Source organism: Rhizobium sp. P1_C7 (genome assembly GCF_056406295.1).
In genome coordinates, this window is sequence record NZ_JBFUAL010000007.1 from 138,619 (window position 1) to 161,441 (window position 22,823).

General features: G+C 59.7%; 21 protein-coding genes, 1 tRNA gene and 1 pseudogene. 8 read left to right on the plus strand and 15 right to left on the minus strand.

Going from position 1 to position 22,823, the window contains the following annotated elements; translation table 11 throughout:
* Window positions 1–151: 151 nt before the first annotated feature.
* Window positions 152–379 (plus strand): hypothetical protein, encoded by a 228-nt coding sequence (locus AC1D2R_RS13120; protein WP_477967712.1) that lies wholly within the window; start codon window positions 152–154, stop codon window positions 377–379.
* Window positions 380–388: 9 nt separating this feature from the next.
* Here AC1D2R_RS13120 and amn read toward each other — a convergent pair whose 3' ends face one another.
* The 3 genes from amn to AC1D2R_RS13135 form a co-directional block, all read right to left on the minus strand.
* Window positions 389–1,894, minus strand: a complete 1,506-nt coding sequence (gene amn, locus AC1D2R_RS13125) for an AMP nucleosidase (RefSeq protein ID WP_477967713.1) — start codon at window positions 1,892–1,894, stop codon at window positions 389–391.
* A 77-nt stretch (window positions 1,895–1,971) separates the two neighbouring features.
* A complete protein-coding gene (locus AC1D2R_RS13130; protein ID WP_196246752.1) occupies window positions 1,972–2,148 on the minus strand; it encodes a hypothetical protein in 177 nt (58 codons plus the stop codon).
* A 282-nt stretch (window positions 2,149–2,430) separates the two neighbouring features.
* Window positions 2,431–2,769 carry a DUF2147 domain-containing protein gene (locus tag AC1D2R_RS13135; RefSeq protein WP_477967714.1) on the minus strand — a complete coding sequence of 113 codons (339 nt, stop codon included), beginning with the start codon at window positions 2,767–2,769 and terminating at the stop codon, window positions 2,431–2,433.
* A 439-nt stretch (window positions 2,770–3,208) separates the two neighbouring features.
* On the opposite strand from AC1D2R_RS13135, the gene AC1D2R_RS13140 reads away from it, so the two are divergent.
* On the plus strand, window positions 3,209–3,475 hold the full coding sequence (locus AC1D2R_RS13140; RefSeq protein ID WP_477967715.1) for a sel1 repeat family protein: 267 nt from the start codon (window positions 3,209–3,211) through the stop codon (window positions 3,473–3,475).
* A gap of 133 nt (window positions 3,476–3,608) precedes the next feature.
* On the opposite strand, the gene AC1D2R_RS13145 is transcribed toward AC1D2R_RS13140, so the two are convergent.
* The 3 genes from AC1D2R_RS13145 to AC1D2R_RS13155 form a co-directional block, all read right to left on the minus strand.
* Window positions 3,609–4,721 (minus strand): pyridoxal phosphate-dependent aminotransferase, encoded by a 1,113-nt coding sequence (locus AC1D2R_RS13145; protein WP_477967716.1) that lies wholly within the window; start codon window positions 4,719–4,721, stop codon window positions 3,609–3,611.
* Window positions 4,722–4,791: 70 nt separating this feature from the next.
* Window positions 4,792–5,208 carry a PilZ domain-containing protein gene (locus AC1D2R_RS13150; RefSeq protein WP_477967717.1) on the minus strand — a complete coding sequence of 139 codons (417 nt, stop codon included), beginning with the start codon at window positions 5,206–5,208 and terminating at the stop codon, window positions 4,792–4,794.
* Window positions 5,209–5,330: 122 nt separating this feature from the next.
* Window positions 5,331–5,732 (minus strand): DUF2177 family protein, encoded by a 402-nt coding sequence (locus AC1D2R_RS13155; RefSeq protein WP_477967718.1) that lies wholly within the window; start codon window positions 5,730–5,732, stop codon window positions 5,331–5,333.
* A 157-nt stretch (window positions 5,733–5,889) separates the two neighbouring features.
* On the opposite strand from AC1D2R_RS13155, the gene AC1D2R_RS13160 reads away from it, so the two are divergent.
* A complete protein-coding gene (locus AC1D2R_RS13160; protein WP_477967719.1) occupies window positions 5,890–6,336 on the plus strand; it encodes a baeRF12 domain-containing protein in 447 nt (148 codons plus the stop codon).
* Between the two features lie 62 nt (window positions 6,337–6,398).
* Here the strand turns inward: AC1D2R_RS13160 and AC1D2R_RS13165 are convergent, their stop codons facing one another.
* Complete coding sequence (locus tag AC1D2R_RS13165) at window positions 6,399–6,731, minus strand: hypothetical protein (RefSeq protein WP_477967886.1); 333 nt, start codon at window positions 6,729–6,731, stop codon at window positions 6,399–6,401.
* A gap of 349 nt (window positions 6,732–7,080) precedes the next feature.
* Here AC1D2R_RS13165 and AC1D2R_RS13170 point away from each other — a divergent pair, with 349 nt between their 5' ends.
* Complete coding sequence (locus tag AC1D2R_RS13170) at window positions 7,081–7,512, plus strand: glyoxalase superfamily protein (RefSeq protein ID WP_477967720.1); 432 nt, start codon at window positions 7,081–7,083, stop codon at window positions 7,510–7,512.
* Window positions 7,513–7,612: 100 nt separating this feature from the next.
* Here the strand turns inward: AC1D2R_RS13170 and iolB are convergent, their stop codons facing one another.
* From iolB to AC1D2R_RS13195, 5 genes are all read right to left on the minus strand, one after another.
* Window positions 7,613–8,410, minus strand: coding sequence for a 5-deoxy-glucuronate isomerase (iolB, locus tag AC1D2R_RS13175; RefSeq protein WP_477967721.1), 798 nt, complete (start codon window positions 8,408–8,410; stop codon window positions 7,613–7,615).
* Between the two features lie 138 nt (window positions 8,411–8,548).
* A complete protein-coding gene (gene iolE / locus AC1D2R_RS13180) occupies window positions 8,549–9,466 on the minus strand; it encodes a myo-inosose-2 dehydratase (protein WP_477967722.1) in 918 nt (305 codons plus the stop codon).
* A gap of 65 nt (window positions 9,467–9,531) precedes the next feature.
* Window positions 9,532–11,382 (minus strand): 3D-(3,5/4)-trihydroxycyclohexane-1,2-dione acylhydrolase (decyclizing), encoded by a 1,851-nt coding sequence (iolD, locus tag AC1D2R_RS13185; RefSeq protein ID WP_477967723.1) that lies wholly within the window; start codon window positions 11,380–11,382, stop codon window positions 9,532–9,534.
* A gap of 192 nt (window positions 11,383–11,574) precedes the next feature.
* Entirely contained in the window at window positions 11,575–13,509 is a 1,935-nt protein-coding gene (locus AC1D2R_RS13190) for a bifunctional 5-dehydro-2-deoxygluconokinase/5-dehydro-2-deoxyphosphogluconate aldolase (RefSeq protein ID WP_477967724.1), read from the minus strand.
* Between the two features lie 115 nt (window positions 13,510–13,624).
* Window positions 13,625–14,479, minus strand: a complete 855-nt coding sequence (locus tag AC1D2R_RS13195) for a MurR/RpiR family transcriptional regulator (RefSeq protein ID WP_477967725.1) — start codon at window positions 14,477–14,479, stop codon at window positions 13,625–13,627.
* Between the two features lie 200 nt (window positions 14,480–14,679).
* Here AC1D2R_RS13195 and AC1D2R_RS13200 point away from each other — a divergent pair, with 200 nt between their 5' ends.
* The 3 genes from AC1D2R_RS13200 to AC1D2R_RS13210 all read left to right on the plus strand — a co-directional run bounded on the left by AC1D2R_RS13200 (window position 14,680) and on the right by AC1D2R_RS13210 (window position 17,268).
* Window positions 14,680–15,795 carry a Gfo/Idh/MocA family protein gene (locus tag AC1D2R_RS13200; protein ID WP_477967726.1) on the plus strand — a complete coding sequence of 372 codons (1,116 nt, stop codon included), beginning with the start codon at window positions 14,680–14,682 and terminating at the stop codon, window positions 15,793–15,795.
* Window positions 15,796–15,879: 84 nt separating this feature from the next.
* Window positions 15,880–17,103, plus strand: coding sequence for an NAD(P)/FAD-dependent oxidoreductase (locus tag AC1D2R_RS13205; RefSeq protein ID WP_477967727.1), 1,224 nt, complete (start codon window positions 15,880–15,882; stop codon window positions 17,101–17,103).
* A gap of 75 nt (window positions 17,104–17,178) precedes the next feature.
* Window positions 17,179–17,268 (plus strand) — tRNA-Ser (locus tag AC1D2R_RS13210).
* Window positions 17,269–17,296: 28 nt separating this feature from the next.
* Here the strand turns inward: AC1D2R_RS13210 and AC1D2R_RS13215 are convergent.
* A pseudogene (locus AC1D2R_RS13215) lies at window positions 17,297–17,809 on the minus strand (integrase core domain-containing protein); the annotation flags it as partial.
* Window positions 17,810–18,533: 724 nt separating this feature from the next.
* Between AC1D2R_RS13215 and AC1D2R_RS13220 the strand changes: the two are divergent.
* Window positions 18,534–19,628: a porin gene (locus tag AC1D2R_RS13220; RefSeq protein ID WP_477967728.1), complete on the plus strand. Its 1,095-nt coding sequence runs from the start codon at window positions 18,534–18,536 to the stop codon at window positions 19,626–19,628.
* 89 nt (window positions 19,629–19,717) lie between these two features.
* Here the strand turns inward: AC1D2R_RS13220 and AC1D2R_RS13225 are convergent, their stop codons facing one another.
* Together AC1D2R_RS13225 and AC1D2R_RS13230 are read right to left on the minus strand one after the other, a co-directional pair.
* Window positions 19,718–20,608, minus strand: coding sequence for an alpha/beta fold hydrolase (locus tag AC1D2R_RS13225; RefSeq protein ID WP_477967729.1), 891 nt, complete (start codon window positions 20,606–20,608; stop codon window positions 19,718–19,720).
* A gap of 60 nt (window positions 20,609–20,668) precedes the next feature.
* Complete coding sequence (locus AC1D2R_RS13230) at window positions 20,669–22,741, minus strand: lytic transglycosylase domain-containing protein (RefSeq protein WP_477967730.1); 2,073 nt, start codon at window positions 22,739–22,741, stop codon at window positions 20,669–20,671.
* Window positions 22,742–22,823 lie beyond the last annotated feature (82 nt).

The following is a 22,823-nucleotide window of genomic DNA, read 5'->3' on the forward strand; positions in this document are numbered from 1 at the left end:
GCCGCTCTCCCCGAACTGTACCTCAACAGTCTCTTGACGTTGAGCCTAGGCGGATTTCGACAGTAAGGGAAAATATCTTTCCGCAGTTGTCGGCGTCGAATCGGGAAGACCGAGTTCGACCACAGACCGTCAACAACATGGAGTGACGGTCATGAGCATCTTCGAGATTGCGCTGGCGAACCAGATCTGGGCACGTCGCCATCAAGACAAGCCAGTGGATCCGCTCGAACGGGGTCTCCCGAGCGTGCGAGCCGTTATCGTGCGGCTGGCGGCTGTTCTGACGGTTTTTGCGGTATCCATCGCCGCACTGGAACTTGCCGGCGATCGCTACGGGCAGCGAGCCTTCACAGGAAGCACTGTTGCCGCTTCGCGACAGTAAGGAAACGGCCTATTGGAAGGCCGTCTCGAAGAAGCTTCTGAGCTTGCGCGAATGCAGCGCTTCCGGCGGCATGGCGGCGAGTTTCTGGACTGCGCGGATGCCGATCTGCAGATGCTGGTTGACCTGCGTTCTGTAGAATGCGGTCGCCATGCCCGGCAGCTTGAGTTCGCCATGCAGCGGCTTGTCGGAAACGCAAAGAAGCGTGCCGTAGGGGACGCGGAAACGGAAGCCGTTGGCAGCGATTGTTGCCGATTCCATGTCGAGCGCGATGGCACGGGCTTGCGACAGCCGCTTGACGGGCCCACGCTGGTCGCGCAGTTCCCAGTTGCGGTTGTCGATCGTGCCGACGGTGCCGGTGCGCATGATGCGCTTCAGCTCGAAACCCTCGTAGCCGGTGATCTCGGCAACGGCGGCTTCGAGAGCGACCTGCACTTCGGCCAGCGCCGGGATCGGCACCCACACCGGCAGGTCGTCGTCAAGAACGTGGTCTTCGCGCATATAGGCGTGCGCCAGAACATAGTCCCCGAGCCTCTGGCTGTTGCGCAGTCCCGCGCAGTGGCCGAGCATCAGCCAGGCATGCGGCCGCAGAACCGCCACGTGGTCCGTGATCGTCTTGGCGTTGGACGGGCCAACGCCAATGTTGATCATGGTGATCCCGGCATGCCCCTTCTTCTTGAGGTGATAGGCCGGCATCTGCGGCAAGCGCGTGAGCGTCACGTCCGTTTCAGGCTGGCTGCAGCCGGGATGGGTGACGATGTTGCCGGGCTCGACAAATGACGTGTAGCCATCGCCGCCGCCGTCCGCCATCAGCTTGCGCGCCCAGGCGCAGAACTCGTCGATGTAGAACTGGTAGTTGGTGAACAGCACGAAGTTCTGGAAATGCTGCGCGCTTGTCGCCGTGTAGTGCGAAAGACGAGCCAGCGAATAGTCGATGCGCTGCGCCGTGAACGGTGCTAGCGGCGACGGTTCGCCTGGCGGCGGCAGATATTCGCCGTTGGCGATCTCGTCATCCGTCGTGTTCAGGTCGGGCGTGTCGAAGAGGTCCCGCATCGGAACGTCCAGAAAGGCGGAAGCGGATGCCTCTACATGCGCGCCTTCGCCAAAGGCGAAATGAAGCGGAATCGGCGTCGTTGATTCCGAAACGACTACCGGGACGTTGTGGTTTCGCATCAGAAGACCGAGCTGCTGTTTCAGATAGTGCCTGAAGAGCTGCGGATGGGTGATTGTCGTTGTGTAGACGCCTGGAGCTGTCACGTGTCCATAGGACAGGCGTGTATCGATGTGACCGAAACTCGTCGTCTCGATGCTGACCTGCGGATAGAAGGCGCGGTAGCGCGATGTGATCGGCGCGCCTTTGGCGAGTGCGGAGAAGTTCTCGATCAGGAAGGCGGTATTGCGCTCGTATAGCGCAGTCAACGCATCGACTGCTTCCACAGGATCGTCGAACGTCTGCGGCACGAAGGGCGTGGGAGAAAAAATGTCGAGAGGGGCAGAAGGAGAGATTCGTTTGCTCATGAGACATTATAGAGCGTTGTTTTTGACAAGCAAACGACGCGCTCTACGAGAACGCATAGATTTCGGTCGGCGGCGCGTCAGTTCATCGCCGTGCAGAGCGGGCTGTTTTTGTCGAGGCAGGTATAGTTGGCACCGAAGTGCGACTGAGCGCCGCCGCCTGCGTTGCGGTTGACGGCCGCCGAAAACGAAACGGCGAAGATCGCTGCGAAGAGCGTAATGATGGTGAAGCGTCTTGCCAGAATCAACACGTCCATGTCCCTGCCCATATGCGAGGTGTAAAGCGCGCGTCACTGCATTTGCTATGCGCCGTGCTTTAGCGTGGAACTGTTTTGCCATGGTCCGGCTGAACCGGTGCTGAGATGGCGGTTCATCCGCCGTTCAGGGAGCGGGCCAGCTGAGGCAGTGCCGGCGTTTCGCGAGCGCAGCAATCTTTCCGGTGAGAAGGAGGCACGAAAGGTGCTGTTTTCTCAGCGTGCACGCTGAGAAAACTGAATAGGGCGCCCATCTCGACCGACGCCTCACGTCAAGCAGTCGTTTCAGAGACGCGTCCAGGTCTGCGACTTGCAGAGAACAGACATGACGCATCCCTTCATCTTCAGCGTGCTGCCGGAGATGATGCCCGAGCCGCTATAGGTCTTGTCATTGGCTGGATCGGTGATTTCCCCGTTGTACGTTCCGTCGCTTCCCGCGAGCCGGCCGATCTTCCGGCCTGCGAATTTGCCAGTTTTCAACGTGATGCAATAGCTTCCGCCGCAGGATGTGATCACTGCCGTATCCCCAGCCATGGTCTTCCATTTGCCCACGATAGGCTCTTCTGCATGGGCAAGTGCCGCCGAAAGCGCCAATGCGCCTGCGAGAATGAAGCTGCGGATCATCTGTTCCTCCCCTGATGTCCAAACGGCGCGGTAAATAACTGACGCGAACGTAAAGGTAAATATGGTAGGGGCGCATAAAGGTGGAAATTCAGCCGCCTCGAACGAACGAATATTGGCGCTTCCAAGTTTAGCTGCTCATGTCGTGGTGAACAAAGGGTTGATTTTCAAATATGAATTCTTCGTAAATCTGGCGCCAAAATCCTTAATTTGCAAGGTATCCGATGTTTAACGAAAACCCAATTTTACCAAGCGTTTGCACTTTGTTTGTCTCAAATTAATCATGCATTTTAGGCGTTTTTTGAAGGCGCTCCTGCATAGTGAAGGCATCAAACGAGCGGGCAAACCCGCCGAACCCAAGGGACCGAACGCCGCGATAGACGGCAAGGCCCGGACGGTAAAACAGGGCAAGTCGACAACAGACTAAACAGGGATAGAACCGATGGCACGCTTTGAAATGCACAATGCTGAAATGGCCACCATGGGTGGGGATAAAAACGTCGATGTCTTCTGCGAAATGGGTTTGATGTATGCGACCGGCCGCGGCTGTGCCGTCGATCTGGTCGCCGCGCACAAGTGGCTGAATATCGCCGCAATCAAGGGCAACGATCGTGCGGCCGAACTCCGCGCCGATCTCGCCGCAAGCATGGACAAGATGCAGCTTGCCGAAGCGCTTCGTGCCGCTCGCGAATGGATGACGATCCACTGAGGATCGCCGACCACATGACTGAGAGATAAGAACAACAACCTCAAAAGAGGGGATGGCAGGGCCTGCATGGGTCGATGCCTGAAATGAGCAACCGCGACCGGCACAAGGCCGGCGCGGTTCGTGTCGTTTGCGATCAGCCGAGCGACGTCAGAACGCTCGGCAGGGCTTCCTCGAACAAGGCCATGTCGGCCTCAGGACCGACGCTGACGCGAATGCACCGGTTGAGCGGCGCAACGCCCGGCATGCGGATGAAGACGCCGTGCTGCATGAGCCCGTCGACGATCGCACGTGCATAGGTGCCATCCCGCCCGGCATCGATGGCAACGAAGTTGGTGGCTGACGGAAGGGGTATCAGGCCATTCGTTCTTGCTATTGCGGAAATCCGTTCGCGCGCCGCGTGGATATTGGCAAGCACTTCGGACAGATATGCCTGGTCCTTCAGGGCCGCGAGCGCCGCGGCGGTTGCCAGCCGGTTGATGCCGAAATGGTTGCGGATCTTGTCGAAAGCCAAAGCTGTGCCCGGCGTAGAGATGGCGTATCCCACCCTGGCGCCGGCAAGGCCATATGCTTTCGAGAAGGTACGCGTCCGAATGACGTTGGGCAGGTCGATCAGCGACGCGATTGAGGGCAGCGCCGCAGCCGGACCGGTTTCGCTATAGGCTTCATCGAGGATCAGAAGCGTCGTTTCCGGCAGAGCCTTGGCAAAAGCGACGATACTGTCGGCGTCCCACCAGCTTCCCATCGGATTGTCCGGATTCGCGAAGTAGACAAGTGGTGGATTCTCTCGCTTAACGGCATCGAGAAGCCCTTCGAGATTTTCGCGGTCCTGCTTGTAGGGAACCGTGAACAGCTTGCCGCCGAAGCCGGCGACATGGAAGTTGAAGGTCGGATATCCGCCAAGCGACGTCACGACGGAAGCACCGGGTTCGATGACCAGTCGCACGATCTGGCCGAGCAGCTCATCGATGCCGCCGCCGATCGCGATGTTCGCAGTCGTCGTGCCGAGATGCGCGGCAAGCGCTTCCTTCAGGCTTTGATTTTCCGGGTCGTTGTACTTCCAGATGTCGCCGGCCTGTTCGCGCATGGCCGCAAGCACCGAGGGCGCGGGGCCGAAGCCGTTTTCGTTGGCGCCGATGCGGGCTTTGACGACAAGCCCATACTGGCGCTCGATCGCTTCGGGTCCCACAAAGGGAACGGTGGAGGGAAGGGAACTGGCAAGCGGTGTGAAGCGCGAGAAGGCGGACATTCTAAGGCATTTCCCAAGGCTGTGAAAATCGCGCCAACAATAGGCGCTGACATTGCCAAGGCAAGGAAGATTATTCGCCGACAAGGCCCGAATGCATGCTGATCGTGCGGCCCGCTTGGATGGCTTCCATGTTGCCGATCATGAAGTCGGCGCGGACGACGTCTCGCAGTACATCCGGTTCGATCGTGTTGATAAAGCGAACATTGATCCGTTCATTGCGACGAAATACTTCCGCGCAGCCGATCCGATAGGCAAGTCCGAGAATGTTCAGATAATAGTGCTTCGGCAGCCCCGTCGTCGACGAAACGAGAAAGGTGGCGCCGCCGCGCGAGATATCGATGATCTCGGCGCTGCGCACTGATATTCCGGTCAGGCAGGGACGAACGGCGACGATGCGGGCGGGACGCCTGACGGTGAACTGTTCCCAACGCGTCTCATAGACTGCCGACTTTACGGTCGCGAGGTGTGTGGCACGAAGCATCGACATGGCAGCTGGCTCCCGAGACCAAGATAATCCTAGTCTTGCAGGCAGACCCTCACACGAATGATTTTCGCATTTATCAAAGAAGAACATACAATTTTAGGGAAGCAGGATTTTGTTCGCTCGCATCACGCCAACGCGCGCGCGAAAAGGAAACCGCCGGCAGCCGTCAGCGCAGTTGCGACCCCGCCCCATGCAAGATCCACCAGGCTCATCGCGAGCGGCCAGTTCTTCAAAGTGGCAAGATTGGTGATGTCGTAAGTCCCGTAAGCGGCAAGTCCGAGAATGGCACCATAGGCGACCGCCGTGATGAGGGAATTGGAAGTCAGCGCGGGAAGCACGGCGAGAATCACCGCTGCAGCAGCAAAGAAGAGGTAGAAAATTGCCGCGATCGCCAGATTTGGTGACGGCAACACCAGATCTCCGAGCTGATCGCGGTAGAACGTCCGCGCGACGAGGCCGAGCCAGATCGCGTCGAGGACAAGCAGCGTAGCGAGCGAACCGGCATAGGCAATGACTGCAGACTTCATCTGAGTTCTCCCGTGAGTATTTCCTTCTACGCGATGAAACGGGATTGGATCGTCTTCAGCGCGAATTCTTCCCGGGCGGCCGAACTCTTTCGACACCTACACGTTTGCATTGAGTAAGGGGCGCAGCAGCGCCCGAATAACCAGCGAGGAAATGAACATGGCTGACATCAGGGTGCCGCGGAAATCATGGGTGGTTGTTTGCGACGGAGGGAAGGCTCTGATCATGCAGAACGATGGCGACGCAGGAGGTGTAAATCTGAGAGTGACGGAGACGTTGAGCCAGCCGAATGAACCGGATCGTGAACTCGGGACCGGCAAGCCAGGGCGAACACATGCAGCTGATGGCATGAGCGGAAGCGCGGTCGAGGAAACCGATTGGCACGAACAGGCCGAAGTGGAATTTCTGAAGCAGGTCGCATCGAGATTGGATCTGCTGGTTCGGGAGAGGGACGCACAACATATCGTGCTTGTCGCGCCGCCGAGGGCACTCGGCACCTTGAGAGTAAATCTCAGTCCCGGGGCGCAGGCGGCGATCTCGGCAGAACTGGCGAAGGACTATACCAATTTGCCGATCGATCAGATCGAGCGGCGATTGGCCGCCTGACCACCAATTGCGAAGCCGCGGGAAAGCGGGCGCTGAGTTCGCTTTCCCATCGCCGAAACACGTCAGCTTTCGAAATCCAGCCGCAGCACATGATGCAAGAATTCGGGGTTGATCAGCATATTGAAGCTGATCGTTACCAGCTCGCCTTCGCGCTTGACGACGGTCGAACCGATCTCATCGCGAATGCCGAGGATCTCCAAGAAAAAGTGGTTCGGCACTTCGAGATTTGGGCTGACTTCGAGGACGGCGCCGGCAAGGGTGATCGTGCGGATCAGGCACCGGACCTGTGTGCCCGTGCTGAGGTGATGGCCAACGAAGATGATCTTGCCGGGCCGGTCGAGGGAAAACTCCCGGTACGCCTCCTCAGGGTGGGGATGCTCGGTATCGAGGTTCATCTGAAAGGCCATGCTAGCCTCCATTTGTTGTCCGGTTTCAATCTAGCTCAAGAATGCTGCCAAATTCTGAATAACGTCTTTAAGATCCGAACCTTATGGTGCCTTGACGACAGATTGCCTCGCTATTGGACTCCACTTGGAGCTTTTGGCTGTAAGTTTGCCCAACTTGACAGTCTTGGCGATGTTGCGGCATATCAGGGGTGGTTTGAGGCGCCAGCCGCTCGCGGATGAAAATCCATGGTGAAGGCCTCGCAGTAAATGGACACAGCCCTTGTTGTGCATGCTGACTTACGGCAAGGCGAGCCCCTTTTACAGTCGAGATAGCATGCCTTTTCGAAAGGCTGAACCTATGACTTATCCCTCAATCGATGATCTGAAGGTCCAGGCAAGACGGCTGCGTCAGGCCATGGAGACGAATGGGACCTCCGTGTCTCACAGCGCTGCTCTCGAACTCGTCGCCAGGCAGCATGGCACACGCGACTGGAACACCCTTGCCGCACTCGCCGCCAAATCGAATCCACAGCCGGTTGCTTCGATCGCTGTCGGCTCACAGGTGAGCGGCCGCTACTTGGATCAGCCGTTCACCGGCAAGGTTCTGGCACTCGCCGAGCTTGCCGGCGGCCTTCACAGGATCACCATTCATTTCGACAGTCCGGTGGACGTGGTGACTTTCGAGAGCTTCTCGGCCTTCCGGCAGCGCATCAACGCGCAGATCAATGGCAACGGTGTCTCCCCGCGCAAGACCTCGAACGGTGTGCCGCACCTCGTTCTGGGCATCTGAGATCTCTTGGTCATTCATTGAACAAGGCAGGGGGCGCGGCTGGTGATGCGGGCTTTTGCCCGCATGGAGAAGAAAGCCGCGCTTGAGGCGCGGCTTCAAATCAGGCCTTCAGCAGCCATTCGTGCTCTGGCGCATTGTGGAATTTCCACACGCGCTTCGGGCCGGCCATAACGTTCAGATAATAGAGGTCGTAGCCGTGGCAGGCGGCGCAGGGGTGATAGCCTTTCGGGACCAGCGTCACGTCGCCGTCTTCGAGCACCATTACCTCGTCCAGCGATCGGTCGTCTGTATAGACGCGTTGGAAGCCGAAGCCTTGCGGCGGGTTCAGGCGGTGATAGTAGGTCTCCTCGAGGAAGCTTTCGTTCGGAAGATTGTCCTGATCGTGCTTATGCGGCGGATAGGACGAGGTATGCCCGCCCGGCGTGATGACCTCCACGACCAGCAGCGAACATGCTGAGGCATCGTCCTCGGGCATGATGTTGTGGACGTGGCGGACGTTCGTACCCTTGCCGCGTGTCAGTGCCGGGTGCGTGCCGGGCGGGATCGCCTTGGCCTCGTAGGTGCCGCCGCCCGGAGCGGAGCAGACGGCGAGTTCGAGATCCGTCTCCGCCGTAACCGACCATGCAGATTCCATCGGGATATAGAGCGCATGCGGCGCTCCGTCGAAGGGGCTCATCCGCTCGCCGAGCATGCCGAAGTCCTTCGTGCCGGCCATGGCTTTGCCCTTTCCGCTCACCCAGACAAGGCAGATCTCGCGATCACCGGTCTCGCCCGACGCCGTTTCGCCAGGCTTAAGCCGGTACATGTCGAACCCGACATAGGTCCAGCCGGCGGTTTCCGGCGTGACGTGGGTGACCCGGCCGTTCTGGCCGGATGGCTTGACCTTGAGATTCGGCATGGTGTTTCTCCTCGTAAGTTGTGGGTGCGGCCCCCTCATCCGGCTCCATTTCCGCTTCTCCCCATTGGGAGAAAGGGCCCGTAGGGCGAATGAGGGGGCGTCTTGCTCCAGCGGTCCGGAAGTAAGCAGGCTTTCCCGTTACCCCTTCGGAAAACCTTCCGTTTCCACGGTATAGCCCGCGGCCGTCATCACGCGCATCAATTCGGCGTGGCCGATCTCGGCCATTTTCTGCGGCGGGGCCTTGCGCGGGTCCTGCTCGGCCTCGACGACGAACCATCCCTCGTAGCCGTGATCGGCCAGCCGCTGGACGATGGCGCCGAAATCGAGCGAGCCGTTGCCTGGCACTGTGAATGCGCCAAGCGCCACCGCATCGAGGAAAGACTGCCTACTGCGGTCGAGCCCATCCACCACGGGCTTGCGGATGTCCTTGACGTGAACGTGGTTGATACGGGCGTGGTGATTGCCGATCGCGCGCAACACGTCGCCGCCGGCAAAGGCCAGGTGCCCGGCATCGAGCAGGAGCGGAATGCCTTCGCCCGAAAAGCGCATGAAGGCGTCGAGTTCAGGCTCCGTTTCGACCACGGCGGCCATATGATGGTGATAGGAGAGGGGCATGCCCTGTTCGGCGCACCATTCCCCGAACTCGGTGACACGGCGGGCATAGGCCTTCATCTCTTCATCGGAGAGGCGCGGCTTGGTTGCGAGCGGCTTGGAGCGATCGCCCTGGATGGAACGGCCTACCTCGCCATAGACGATGCAGGGCGCATTGACCGCTTTGAAGAGTTCGATCATGGGTGCGATGCGGTCCTTGTTGGCGGCGAGATCCTCGTTGACCAGCGTGCCCGAGAACCAGCCACCGCACAGCGTCACGTCGGCGGCGCGCAGAATGGGCAGCATTACCGCGGGATCGTCGGGGAAGCGACGGCCCTTTTCCATGCCTGTAAAGCCAGCACTGCGCGATTGGTGCAGGCATTCCTCGAGGGATACATCGTCGCTGAGATCAGGAAGATCATCGTTCCACCACGCGATGGGCGACATGCCGAGTTTGGCCTTCATCAACATTCTCCTTAAAGGCATTGTCGGAAAGCGGGGGGCGCTTTCCGAAAAACGATCACAATCTATCAGCGGATACGCTGGGCGGCGCGCGCTTCGACGTAAGCCTTGTGCGCTTTGTTGACCTGTTCGCGCGGGCTGACTTCGGGCACCGCGACATCCCACCAGTGGCCGCCGGCCTCGGTTGTAACGAGCGGATCGGTATCGATGACGAAGACGGAGGTGCGATCGTTCTTCCGCGAATCGGCAATCGCCTTCTCAAGTTCCGCGATGGAGGCCACCTTGACCGCAATCGCGCCCATGCTTTCGGCATGCGCGCGGAAATCGATCTCCGGCATCACCTCGTGAAAGGAGTCCTTAAGCAGGTTGTTGAAGTTGGCTCCGCCGGTGCCCATCTGCAGCCGGTTGATGCAGCCATAGCCGCGGTTGTCGAGCACGACGATGTTGAGCTTGAGGCCGAGCATCACCGAGGTAGCCAGCTCCGAGTTCATCATCATATAGGACCCGTCGCCGACCATGACGACGACATCCTTTTCCGGATGGGCCATCTTGGCGCCAAGGCCGCCGGCGATCTCATATCCCATGCAAGAAAAGCCATATTCCATGTGATAGCTGCCGGGAACAGTTGCCTGCCATAGCTTGTGCATCTCGCCCGGCAGGCCGCCTGCGGCGCAAAGCGCGATCGTCTTCTCGCCGCCGATGGAACGGGCGACAGCGCCGATCACCTGCGCATCGGAGGGCAGGGCGACATTTGTGGTTGCCGTTGCCTTGGCTGCTGCCTCCACCCAGACCTCCTTTTCCTTCTCGGCCTTTGCGGCAAGTGCTACAGGAGCCTTCCAGCCGGAAAGCCCGCTCGACAGCGCCTTGAGGCCTTCACGCGCATCAGCGACCAGAGGATGACCGTCATGCTTGACAGCGTCATAGGCCGCGATGTTGAGGCCGAGAATGGACAGCTTCTCGTTCTTGAACAGCGCCCATGAACCTGTTGTAAAATCCTGGCAACGAGTGCCGACGGCGATGACGAGATCGGTTTCCTCCGCGATGGCATTGGCGGCCGACGTGCCTGTCACGCCCACGGAGCCGAGCGCCAGGGGATGCCGCTCGTCGATGGCCGACTTGCCGGCCTGGGTGACGACGACGGGAACGCCGTGCGCCTCTGCGAATGCCGCCAGCTCTTTCGTTGCCTGCGAGTAAAGCACGCCGCCGCCAGCGATGATGATGGGTTTTTCGGACTTCTTGATAAGAGCAATGGCATTGGCGAGTTCATCGGCGTCCGGGCGCGGGCGGCGCGTCCTCCAGACGCGTTCCTCGAAAAAACTCTCCGGATAATCGAAGGCTTCGGCCTGCACATCCTGGCATAGCGATAGCGTCACCGGCCCGCAATCGAGCGGGTCGGTCAGCACCTGCATGGCGCGTTTCAGCGCCGACATGATCTGCTCCGGGCGAGTGATGCGGTCGAAATAGCGCGAGACCGGCTTGAAGGCGTCGTTGGCCGAAACCGTGCCGTCGCCGAAATCTTCAATCTGCTGCAGCACCGGGTCCGGCGCTCGATTGGCAAAGACATCGCCGGGTAGAAAGAGGACCGGGACGCGGTTGACATGGGCAACACCCGCTGCCGTTACCATGTTGAGGGCGCCGGGGCCGATTGAGGTCGTGCAGGCCATGAAGCGCTGGCGAAAGCTCGCCTTGGCATAAGCGATCGCCGCATGCGCCATGCCCTGTTCGTTGTGAGCGCGGTAGGTCGGCAGCTCACCGCGCACCTGATAGAGCGCTTCGCCCATGCCGGCGACGTTGCCATGCCCGAAGATCGCCCAGACGCCGCCGAAAATCGGCACCTTCTTGCCGTCGATCACAGTCATCTGTTTCTTCAGGAAATGCGCGACGGCCTGCGCCATCGTCAATCGTACAGTCTTGCCCATGGGGCACCTCCCGCAATTCTCGTCCACAAATTCCCCTCCCCAACCCTTCCTCACGAGGGGGAGGGGTTAGTCTGCCGTACCGCTTTGCACACTAGACTGCTCTCCGCTGGGAGGGCGATTACGATTGTGCGAGGCAGTGACACAGGTTAGGCCCCGCCCCTCGTGAGGAGGGGTTGGAGAGGGGTCTTTTCTCTAATTAAGCCCGCGCGTCTTGAGCCACGCCTCAGTCAATTGCTGGAAGCGTCCGGCCATATCGGCGATCGCTTCCTCGTCGTTCATGTTGCCGGAAAGCCAAGCACGTGCAGCGTCCGCGAAGATCGTGCGGCCGACAGCAAAGCCCTTGACCGAGGGCGCCGCAAGCGTTGCCTCGAAACCCTTCACGAGATCGTCGGCGGGCGCCTCCAGCCCGAGCAGCACGATACCGCGGCACCATGTGTCATTCCTGGCGATCACCGCATCGATTTTCTTCCAGGCGGCGGTGGAAGCCTGCGGCTCGAGTTTCCACCAATCCGGCTTGATGCCAAGCGCGTAGAGCTCCTCCATGGCAGTTGAGACCGTATCGTCGGTCAGAGGTCCGTTCTTGCTCGAAATGATTTCGACCAGAAGCTCGCGACCGACCTTGCGCGCAGCCTCGAACAGCGTGCGCAGCTTTTCCTGCTGCTCCGTCTTCAGCGCCACCGGATCGTCGGGGTGATAGAAACACAGGCACTTGATGCAGTGGTCGAGCGGCCATTCGACAAGCTGCGAGCCGATATCCTGGCTGAATTCGAATCTGAGTGGTTTGGAGCCCGGCAATTCGACCGGGCGGCCGATCCACGTAAAGTTCTTGGTCGCCGCATCGAAGAAGGCATCGCGGCCGAAGCGCTCGTCGATCAGCATGCCGTAGCCGCTGCGGCCGTTCGCGACGCGCGCCGCTGATTCGACGGCAAGCCGCTTGAAGGCGACGATCTGCTTATGGTCGACACCGAGCTCGTCGCAGACGCTGGTCAATTGCGAACGGTGATCGATCGCAAGCGCCATCAACAACGGAGTCTCGCCCTTGCGGGTCGATGCCCAGTGGATGTGATTGATAGCCTCGTCCTTGCGAAGCGCCCGATGCTTGCTGCCGTTCTTCAGGAAGAAGTCGAGTTCGGCCCAGGTGGGATATTCCGGCGAGCAGAGCAGGCGCGACACGGCAAAGGCTCCGCAGGCGTTCGCGAAGGTCGCGCATGTCTTCAGCGGCTCGTCCTTCAACCAGCCGCGCAGGAAGCCGGACATGAAGGCGTCGCCGGCGCCAAGCACATTGAACACCTCAATGGGAAAACCCTCGCCGATGATGCCGGCCTCGAGGTCTTCGGCAATCGGGCCGTCATAGACGATGCAGCCCATCGCGCCGCGCTTCAGCACGATCGTCGCAGGCGATAGGCGGCGAATTTCCTTGAGCGCGCCGAGCACGTCGTCTGCGCCGGACGCGATGAGAATTTCCTCTTCTGTACCGACGATCAGATCACAGTCCGGCAGAGTCTCTTTCATCTTGGACGAAACGCGGTCGGACTTCACATAGCGCTCGAAGCCTTCGGCGTGGCCGGCAAGGCCCCAGAGGTTCGGCCGGTAATCGATGTCGAAGATCACCTTGCGGCCGTTCGCCTTGGCGATGCGGATCGCCTTGCGCTGCGCGACTTCCGTGTTCGCGCGCGAGAAATGCGTGCCGGAAACAAGGACGGCGCGCGAGGATTTGATGAAGGCCTCGTCTATATCGTCTTCCTCAAGGGCCATGTCGGCGCAGTCGGAGCGATAGAAGATCATCGGCGAAACGCCCTCGGCTTCCACCGCGAGAAGCACAAGCGCCGTCAGTCGCTGCTTGTCAGTTCTGATTCCGTCCGTAGCGACACCCTCGCGTGCCGATTGCTCACGGATGAAGCGTCCCATCTGTTCGTCGCCGACGCGGGTGATCAGGCCGGATTTGAGGCCGAGGCGGGCGGTGCCGATGGCGATATTGGCCGGGCAGCCGCCCACCGATTTGGCGAAGGAACCAATGTCCTCTAGGCGCGACCCGATCTGTTGGCCGTACAGATCGACCGACGATCGGCCGATTGTGATTACATCAAGCGACAGCTCCGGTTGCGAGCCCGGATTCGATTGTACCATGATGTCCTCCCGATAGTTTCAGCCCGGCGTCGCAGCATGCCGAGGATTTTCATCAATGAAACATCGGTTCCGTTTAAATGTCAATTCAGAATGTTTGTTCTATTTTTGGCTTGTGCTAGATTTTGTGGACGCGCTTGCGCCTCCGCTCGGCAATCGCCACGGGAAGGGCCATCGTCAGTGCCATGGACGCCGACAGCGATCGGAACCCGGCAAAATCCGCTTCTGCAACCTCAAACCAGCATGTCGCGCTGGCAGCGAGCGGCGAGAAGGCTGAATCGGTGATCGCGACGACCGGTACGCCGCGACCTGCCAATGCCTCTGCTTGGCCGAGGCTTTCGGCCGCGTACGGCGAGAAGCTCGCCGCGATGGCAGCATCCTTGGGCGTCGCGAACTGCACTGTCTCGACGTCGACGCCGTTCGGCGAAGCGACGATCTGGTGGCGAATGTTCAACTTGGAGAAGGCATAGCTCATATGCGCGGTCAGCGGGTAGGAGCGCCGCTTGGCGATGAGGAAGATCGTATCCGCAGCCGCCAGAATATCGACTGCTTTTGCGAATGTCTCGGTCTGCAGCGTGGCGGCCAGCCGGTTGATCGACTGCCCGGCTGCCGAGATGAAGCCGGAGAGAAGGTTTGCATCCTCGTCGTCGCCGCTGGATTGCTCGAGGGTGACAAGCCGCTCCTCATAGGTCAGCGTCCTGTCGCGCAGGCGCTCGCGAAAGATGCTCTGCAGGTCGGAGAAGCCGTCATAGCCGAGGTGGTGCGCCAGGCGCACGAGAGTCGAGGGCTGCACGTCGGAGGCGGCCGCGATGCTTGCTGTCGTCCCGAATGCGATCTCGTCGGGATTGCCGAGTGCAAAGGCGGCGACCTGTGCAAGCCGCTTCGGCATGCTGGCCTTGCGCTCGATGATCGCGCTGCGCAGGCTTTCGAAATCGCGCGGAACACGCGCCTGAGTCTTGGGGTCAGTGTCCATGTGTGCAATCCGCGAAATGAAACGTATATTCCATATTTCGGACCATAGATGATTTCGATCTTTCGGCCTATCGGTTTTTATCTGCTGAGGAATATGAATTTCTAGCCTGTTGATGGTTTTCTGTGATGCGCGCGGCGCGCAAAGACACTTGCTAAAATGATCTAAACATTCCAAAATTCGCTCGGGATGGAGGAGTTATGATGAAGCCACTTGGCGTCGGCCTGATCGGGTCGGGTTATATGGGCAAGTGCCATGCGCTTGCGTGGAATGCCGTCAAGGCTGTCTTCGGTGACGTCGAGCGCCCGCGCCTGGTCCATCTGGCCGAGGCGAATTCCGACCTGGCGCAAGCGCGCGCCTCCGAATTCGGATTTGAAAGGGCCACTCACGACTGGCGCGCACTGATCGCCGATCCTGAAGTCGATGTCGTCTCCGTTACCACGCCAAACCATTTTCATGCCGAGATGGCAATTGCGGCGCTTGAAGGCGGCAAGCACGTCTGGTGCGAAAAACCGATGGCGCCGGCATATGCAGATGCCGAGCGGATGTGGCAGGCGGCAAAGGCTGCGAACAGGACCGCGGTGCTCGGCTACAACTATATCCAGAATCCGATCATGCGGCACATCAAGGTCTTGATCGGCGAAGGAGCGATCGGTGCCGTCAATCACATCCGCGTCGAGATGGACGAGGACTTCATGGCCGATCCGGACACATTCTTCTATTGGAAGAGCGAGCTTTCGGCTGGCTACGGCGCGCTCGACGATTTCGCTGTCCACCCTCTGTCCCTCCTTTGGTATCTCTTCGGCCATGTCGAGACCGTCATCGCGGACATGGTAAAGCCCTATGCCGACCGACCGCTGAAAGAAGGCGGCCGGCGCGCGGTCGAGAACCACGATGGAGCCACCGTGCTCATGCGCCTTGCCGGGGGTATATCGGCCGTATTGATGGCAAACCGCGCCGGTTGGGGCCGCAAGGGCCGGATCGCGCTGCAGATATTTGGTTCTGCTGGCTCCATTTCCTACGACCAGGAGCGCATGAACGAATTCGAGCTCTATCAGGCGCAAGGCCGTGGCACGGAGCAGGGATTCCGCAAGATCCTGACGTCACCCGCCCACCGGCCTTTCGACCGTTTCATTCCGGCCCCAGGCCACGGGCTGGGGTTCAACGATCTGAAGATAATTGAATGCCGCGAACTCATCCGCGAAATTTCCGGTGAGCCGTCGTCTGTCGTCACATTCGAAGACGGTCTCAGGATAGAAAAGTCGGTTCATGCCATGGCACAGTCATTTCACGAACGTCGCTGGATCGAGATCGGCTGAAGGTCGATCCGCTTGCAGTTGACGACGTAAAGGGCAGGGGGTAGGCCTTTGCCCAGCGCGCGAACGTATGGCGGGAGTGACGACGTGACGGACAGACTGGTGATCATCGGTGCGGGTCAGGCAGGCTTTGCACTGGCAGCCAAACTGCGCGCCCTCAAGGATACGCGCCCCATCACAATCATCGGTGCAGAAGACGCTTTGCCTTATCAGCGTCCGCCTCTTACTAAGAAATATCTGCTCGGCGAGATGAGCTTCGACCGCCTGTTGTTCCGCCCGGAACATTGGTACGCCGACAACGACGTGGAGATCAGGCTTTCCACATGGGTCGAGCAGATTAACCGCGATTCCAAGCAGGTGTTGCTGCAGGATGGCTCCGTTCTCGGCTATGGCACGCTGGCCCTGACGACGGGTTCGACGCCGCGCGGTCTTCCCTCTGCGATCGGCGGCGATCTCGCCGGCGTCTATGTCGCCCGGGACAAGCGCGACGCCGATCTCCTTGCAGGTGAGATGCGCCCGGGCCGCCGTGTCCTTATTATAGGCGGAGGCTATATCGGCCTGGAAGCCGCCGCTGTTGCTCGCCATCGCGGTCTTGAAGTGACAGTCATCGAGATGGCCGACCGAATCCTGCAGCGCGTCGCTGCCAAGGAGACGGCAGACATCATGCGCGTGATTCATGAGGCGCATGATGTCGTGATCCGCGAAAAGACCGGACTGAAGCAGCTGGTCGGCCGCGATGGCAAGGTCGTCGGCGCAGAGCTTTCCGACGGAACGACCATCGACATCGATTTCGCGATCGTCGGCATCGGCGTCGTGCCGAACGACCAGCTTGCCAAGGAAGCCGGGCTCGAAGTGGCGAACGGCATTGTCGTTGATGACTTTGCCCGCACATCCGATCCCTCGATCTTCGCCGCGGGCGACTGTGCGGTTCTTCCGTGGCAGGGCGGCCGGATCCGTCTCGAATCGGTGCAGAATGCCGTCGATCAGGCCGATGCCGCCGCGGCAGTCATCGCGGGCGGCAACGCACCGTACGAACCGAAACCCTGGTTCTGGTCGGACCAGTATGACGTGAAGCTGCAGATTGCAGGCTTTAATCTCGGATACGACGAGACCCTTCTGCGCCCCGGTGCTCGCGAGGGCGCGCATTCGATCTGGTATTTCAAGAACGGCACCTTCATTGCCGTCGATGCGATCAATGACGCCAAGGCCTATGTAAGCGGCAAGAAAATGCTGGATTCGGGCATTAACCCGGACAAGGCGATCCTCGCTGACGCATCGGCCGATCTCAAGCAATTGCTGGCCCGGGGCTGAGCCGGATTTTCTTCCTTGGGAAAGCCGAAAAAGCGCTTGCGTCACCCGGCGAATGACTCTATCAGGCTCTCGACCGGAGAGGTGGCCGAGTGGTCGAAGGCGCTCCCCTGCTAAGGGAGTATACCCGGAAGGGTATCGTGGGTTCGAATCCCATCTTCTCCGCCACTTACGCTTGGTCTCTTCTGGACACAGGTTACGGTTTATTCTTGAGACATAGGTAACGCTTTTGAACCGAAAGGTTCGGCAAAGGTTCAAGCCTGCATGTCTCATCATCGACGTCGTAATCCATGAAGCTTGTAAGCCAGATATGGTCTTCGACCTGTTTGATGCCGACAGCCTGACCGGCGAGACCAGACTGAGATTGATCTTTTTCCGCTTGTAGCAGATGCGTCCGCATGTTGTGACGGTGACTGTCTGGTCGTGGAACGGGGTAGTCGAGATCGGGTAGACCACGGTAGGTGCGCGGTGAAGCGCCGTAACGCTCTGCCGGGCAAGCCACGTTGAGCGCCTGATGGGGCCGCTCGGTGTTGAACTCCTCGACGACGTCGTCGAAGCGGGCTTGCTGCTGCAGGAAATTGTCTCCGGCCGGCTTAGTTGTCTCAAGTTTCAGTGTCAGATGCATGCGTTCATGGCGGCCGTTCTGGTGCGGGTTGCCCGGCTTGATGCGCTCGATGTCGATACCGAGCATGATCCACCAGACGGCGAGCAGCTGTCGCAATAGCAGCTGATGATCTTGTGACCGGTCTTTGCGGGAGATGCCGAATTCGCGGCACAGCGCCGCTATCTTCTCGCCATCCAGAACCCGCGCAACGAATTTGAGACGCTCGTCCATGCGGTTGCACTCCTGCCAAGGCACCTTCGCTCCTCGCAAAGCCAAAAAGTGTAGCCCATGTCTCCGATGTGAACTGTCACCCTCTCTCGGGAAAGACAGTTTCGGCAATCATCGATCCTCATCCGGATTTCGTGTCAACGGAATCGAAAAGAGAATCGCCAACGTTCAGCAAAACTGATTCTGCGCTATCGGCGTTGCATCGCCGCCCGTGCGGCCGAGCGTAAATGTCTTGCCGCTACGCCCAAAGCGCCGAATCCGGCCGGAAACTGGTTTCAATGTGGCACATTCTCCTGGATGTGCAGGGGGGCGGATGTTGGTAAATACCCGCAAATTCAGCACTTTCTTAACAGAGTATAAAGAAACAGCAGGGGCGGATGCCGCATTTGTGACCTTTCAGCAACAGCGCATACGTAAGGCTGTCGCAAATACCCCAAACGGGCAAGTTGGTGATTGCGTGACAGTCCCGGTCTTGTATTTTCAACTTCGGAAGCGAGGGCGGTTGATCGTCCGACTTCTTGAAACATGGGGATGGGGCAGGGAACGCTGCTCTAACGGCGAAAAACCCAGACCCGATCGAAACTTTGAATTGGAGGTCAATATGAACATCAAGAGCCTACTTCTCGGCTCCGCTGCTGCTCTCGCAGTAGTTTCCGGTGCTCAGGCTGCTGACGCTATCGTTGCTGCCGAGCCGGAACCAGTTGAATACGTCCGCGTCTGCGACGCTTACGGCACTGGCTACTTCTACATCCCGGGCACGGAAACCTGCCTGAAGATCGAAGGTTACATCCGTTTCCAGGTTGACGGCGGCGATCATCTGTCCGGCACTTCGGACTGGAACGCAAAGACCCGCGGTCAGGTTCAGTTCACGTCGAAGAGCGACACCGAATATGGTCCGCTCACTGGCGTAATCGTCCTGCAGGCCAATGCGAACAATGCAAGCGACCAGGAAACGATCCTCGACTCGGCTTACCTGGACATTGCTGGCTTCCGCGCTGGTCTGTTCTACAGCTGGTGGGACGATGGTCTGAGCGGCGAAACCGACAACCTGGCCAGCGGTTCGACCCTGCATAACTCGATCCGTTATCAGTATGAGAGCGGCGATTTCTATGCTGGTCTGTCTGTTGACGAGCTGGAAGATTCGATCCACGGAACTCGTTTGGTCGAAAACGCTGATGGTTCGTTCGGTCTCGGCGAAACCCGCAACAACGTTGGTATCGCTGCTGGTCTCGGCGGCAAGGCCGGCGCATTCACCTATCAGTTGATCGGTGGCTACGACACCGACACTGAAGAAGGTGCGATCCGCGCCATGGGCACTGTTGCCTTCGGCCCCGGCACCTTCGGCCTCGCTGCTGCTTGGGCAAGCGGCCCGAACGCCTACTACGAAGAGTCTGAGTGGACGATCGCTGCTGAATACGCAATCAAGGCGACCGACAAGCTGACCCTGACGCCTGGTGTTCAGTACTTCGACAACATCCGCAATGGTGGCTACGGCAGCAACGACGCCAACGTAAGCGGCGTTACGAACACGACGGACTTCTCGGATGTTGACATCTGGAAGGCTGGTCTGACGGTTGACTACCAGATCGTAGAAAACTTCTACGCCAAGGCGTCGCTGCAGTATCAGGATCACACGAGCGCGTCGGATGACGACGATAGCTTCTCTGGCTACTTCCGTCTGCAGCGTGCATTCTAATCTGATCTGACTTCGGTCAAATCGGGAAAGCCCGGCTCTCGAGCCGGGCTTTTTTGTGTTGCGTTGACGACAGTGCAGCTGAAGAGACGCTAGAGGTCAGCCAGAAATGACCTGATGCGCTGAAGCACCGGCTCGATATGCAGCAACGGCGGATGGCCCTGGCCGGGCGCCGAAACCACGCTGAGCTGCGGATGGCGCGCGGCCATAGCCGCCACGGCCTTTTCGGCAAGCAGCGCCGAGTTCTCCCCTCTGATCACCATCAGCGGGCAGTCCGCAAACGCGTCGTAGTGCCGCCATAGTGTGGGGAGCGGTTTGCCGAAGTCGATCGACATCAACTGTTCGGCGATGGCCGGATCAACGTCGGCCCTCGGTCTGCCGTCCACCTCGCGGTAGATGGCAACCGCCATCTCGTCCCAGTCACGGTCATCAAGGGCCGGGAAGCGGGAGGCGTGACGTGCTTTGAGCATGGCGGCCGCGTCACTCCAATCATTCGGGCCAGCCGCACCGTTGAGGTCGTCGCGGATCTGTATCAGGCCTTCAGCCTCTATCTCGGGCCCGATGTCGTTGAAAATGACGCCTGCGACCAGATCCGGCTCCATCTCGATAAGAAAATGAAGGATCAAACCACCGCGTGAGGTGCCTATGAAGACAGCTTTGTCGATGCCGAGGTGCACGCATGCTGTCAGTACATCCTGGGCTTCGACACGGAGATTGTAGTTCGCCTTTTCCTCGTCTCGGTTGGATAATCCACGCCCGCGATAGTCGAGGGCGATGACGCGGCGCGGCGCGACTGCATCCTGCGAGAGCAGCACCGCAAGCTGGTGGAAGTCCCGGCTGTTGCGGGTCAGGCCTGGCAGGCAAATGACCGGCAGTAGCCCCCGCGCACGCGACACCTGCGGATCGTAGTCCCGAAGATGAAGTGTTAGTCCGTCGTCAGAACGATAGGTCCGTCCGATAAAGTCCCGATTGGTGGTGTCCATGCATGCCTTCCTCGTTGTCCCGAAGAAACACTAGCGCTCTCCACGCAGTTGGCAAACGGCTCAGGAAGAGCGTCCGCCGATCAGGTCTCGTTCGATGTCGGCAGGCTGGCCGAGTCGGGCCTTGTAGACTTCGTAGTTCTCCATGACGCGCTGGACGTAGTTGCGCGTTTCCGGGAAGGGGATGCGTTCGATCCAGTCGATGACGGCGTCGATCGACTTGCCGCGTGGGTCGCCATAACGCTCGAGCCATTCCGGCACCCGCCTCGGTCCTGCATTGTAGGCGATGAAGGTCATGATGTAGGAGCCGCCGAACGCGTCGATCTGCTCGCCGAGATAATGTGCGCCAAGCGTGGCGTTATAACCCGCATCCCCCGTCAACTTGTCCTCCGAATAGGTGATGTTGTGCCGTTTGGCGACGGCCCTGGCAGTCCCCGGCAGGATTTGTAGCAGACCCCTGGCATCCGCAATGGAGACCGCAGTTGGGTTGAAAGCACTTTCCTGCCGCGCTATCGCGTAGGCAAGTGCCTTGCCGGAGCCCGAAATGTTCGCATTCCCAGGAATGACGCCAAGCGGAAAGGCGAGGGCGGCCACATCGATGCCGCGGGCATAAGCGGTCTTGCCGATCTGCAGCGAAAGGTGGTGATCGCGGGTGCGCTCGGCTTGCGCGCTAAGAATCGCCAGCTCGCCCGGGCTCTGCATCTGGTCCGCGAGAGCGAGATAGAGGCCGTTCGCCCGCCAGCCGTGGCCGGCAGCTTCCAGGCGCGCGATTGCCTGCACGGCTTCCCTTGATTGATAACGCTGGCGGTCGGCTTGCGTCGGGGCGGGGTAGCTGACGTTCAGCGCCTTGCGGCCCAGTTTCTCGCCGGCCAGTTGACCGTAGAAGGTGGTCGGAAAGCTTGCTGCCTTGGCGTAGAACTCACCCGATTTGCCGGGCGCGCCAGCTTCTGTTGAGCGACCCATCCAATACCACGCGCGTGAAACTGAAATAGGCCCATTGGAGAAGTCGAGAATCTTCCTGAAGTGGCTTTGGGCGGTCTTTGCGTCCTGCAATCCGCGAAGCGCATACCAACCGGCGTGGAATTCCGCCTCGACGATGTCGGTCGGCGTCGTCGCGGCATAGTTGGCGACGATGCGGTAGGCCGCCTTGAAGTCGCCTTGGTCCACCAGCCCGCGACTGACGATCCGCTGTTCATTCCACCATTCGCCGGCATTGACCAGTTCGTCGCGGTCGCGCGGCATCTGCTGCAGCAGCTTTGCCGCTTCCCCGTATTTCTCCTGCTTGCGCAGAAACTCTATGCGCGCGAACAGATAACCCGGATCGCCGTTCCATTTTCCGTCGACGGAGCCCAGGAGCACTCCGGCGTTCGGCGCCTTGGTGATCACCGCATCCCAGGCTTTGTAGAGCGACTGCGCCTGGCCGAGATCGCCGAAGCGTTTCGCCTGAGCGGAGCGGTTGCGGTACATAAGATACTCCATCCGCGCCTGGTGATCGGCGACGGTGAGCAGGCCGGAAAATTCGGCCAAGATCCTGTCCTCTGTCGGCTTGTCCAGGCCATCGCCGCGCCAAACCTTGCGGATGTATTTGGCCGCCTGGCTCTGCTTGCCGGTTGCGACAAGCGCGCGGGATAAGATCATTGCGCCGGCTGTTGTCTCGGGCGCCGTCTCGCCGAAGGCGCTCAGCACGGCGTCGGGGGCCGGGTTCTCGTCGGAAAGTGCGCGTTCGGAATAGGCGCGCAGTTTCGCAAGGCCGGGCCAGCCCTGAAGTTCCTGTGCGGCGGCGGCGATTTCAACGGAGGGAACGCCTTTCTGACCGGACACGGCGATCGCCCAGGTCACGATATGTCGATCCAGAGTTCCCGGGCGCATGCTGTCGCGAATGGCCAATGCCTGCATTGGGTCCTTGGCGGAAAGCGCGTCGAGGCCGGCTTTGAGGTCGTCGCTGACAGGAGCAACCGTCTGGCTTCGCGGAATGGCGCCGGTCATGATCGATTCCGGCATCGACGTTTGCGGCAGGAAGCCGATCGGCTTTACATCGGGCACCGGAATGTCCTCGCCCGGAAGCGGCGAGGCGACGCTGCTCCAAGCGGCGACCGTCAAGCCGAGGGCGGAGAGGATCAGAACAGCTCTCTTCATACCGGTACTCTCAATGGAAACACGTCCTTCCATTTGGTCGGACGCATATTAACGAAACCTTACCGAAGCGGTTAAAATTCGT